Source organism: Nocardioides sp. NPDC058538, from assembly GCF_042719275.1.
Taxonomy (GTDB): domain Bacteria; phylum Actinomycetota; class Actinomycetes; order Propionibacteriales; family Nocardioidaceae; genus Nocardioides.
Map to the genome: position 1 here is coordinate 3,678 of NZ_JBHXNY010000071.1, position 1,326 is coordinate 5,003.

3 protein-coding genes are annotated in these 1,326 nt (G+C 66.7%); all 3 read left to right on the forward strand.

From position 1 onward, the window contains the following. Window positions 1-181: hypothetical protein (locus tag ACFWQC_RS28165; RefSeq protein WP_378686097.1), on the forward strand; the 181-nt coding region annotated here is incomplete at its 5' end. Further along, window positions 181-396, forward strand: a complete 216-nt coding sequence (locus tag ACFWQC_RS28170; protein WP_378686100.1) for a hypothetical protein — start codon at window positions 181-183, stop codon at window positions 394-396. The genes ACFWQC_RS28165 and ACFWQC_RS28170, both read left to right, overlap by 1 nt. A gap of 96 nt (window positions 397-492) precedes the next feature. After that, window positions 493-1,209, forward strand: coding sequence for a hypothetical protein (locus ACFWQC_RS28175; RefSeq protein WP_378686103.1), 717 nt, complete (start codon window positions 493-495; stop codon window positions 1,207-1,209). Window positions 1,210-1,326: the final 117 nt, after the last annotated feature.

Sequence of the window (1,326 nt, forward strand, 5' to 3'; positions counted from 1 at the left end):
CCTCCGCGCCGACCTCATCAACCGCGGCGCCAACCTCGACCGAGTGACCACCAGCCTCGAGCAGCTCGTCGCCGCCGGGTGGAAGCTCCCCGCCGATCAGTGGCTCCATCTCGCCGGCGACACGTGGGGCGAAATCATGCGCGCCGGCGGCGGCCAGGGCGAACCCACGACGTCGAGCTGATGACCGCGTTCAGCCCTGGCGATCACGTCGAGGTCACCGACGTCGGCCTTGCCGCCCTCCGCGACTTCTGCCGCGTGGCTTTCAGACGAGAGCCCGAGCCGAACCACCACGGAGTGATCACCGAGGTTCGACCTGACGGGCAGATCGTCGTCGTCTTCGACGATGACGGCAGCAGTTCCACGTATCCCATCGACCAGGTGAAACACCTCCCGTAGCCCGCGGAAGAAGGGGTGGCCGAGAACCGAAAACTCACGCCGTTTCACGCTAAAACGCTATGGCCGTTTAGCGTGAAACGGCGTATCATGTGGCGCATGGCAACTAAAGGCACCCTCGACGAGACGGTGATCCTTGGCTTCGGATCGGGAGGCAAGGGCGGCGTCGGCAAGTCCACTTTGGCCGTCGCCGCCGCCCGCATCCTTGCCGAGGATCTGCGCGTGCTCCTGGTCAACTCCGACAGCGTTCGCACGGCGGTACGACTGATCAAGCGCGGCCGCGACGAGCACTTTCCGTTCGACCTGGCTGACGCCGTCGACGAGCTCGACCGGCTGCCCGAGCTGAGGCACAGCAACGACTACGACGTGATCGTGGTCGACCTGCCCGGCACGAAGGCCGGCGCGTTTGAGTCGATGCTGACCGGCCACGACGGCAAGCCGATCGCTGATCTTCTGGTCATCCCGAGCCGGGCGGAGTTCATCGAGCTCGAGGCCACCATCGAGAGCATCGACACGGCGGTGATCCCGGCCGGCATCCCTTACCTCCTGGTGCTCAACCAGGTGCCGACCAAGCGCCGCGATCGCGCGATGCAGCACCGCGAGACGCTACGCAACCGGAAGCACCACGCGCCGGTCGTTGTGGCCGACACCTTGATCACGTACAGCGCGACCTACTTCGACGCCCATGAGGCCGCGATGACGGTCATCGACATGCCGGGCGTGCACTCCTACGCCCGTGGCCTCGAGGCCGAGCAGCGCGCTCTGGTCGACGAGTACCGCACCATGCTCCGCCTCCCGGCTGCCCGCCGGCGCTAACCCAACTCGGAAGGAAACACCCATCATGAGCGCACACAAGCGCGGCAACCTCTCCGCCGTCGTCGACGCCCCCGAGCCCAGCTCGACCGAGGACGAGCCGACCGCCCAGGCCGAACG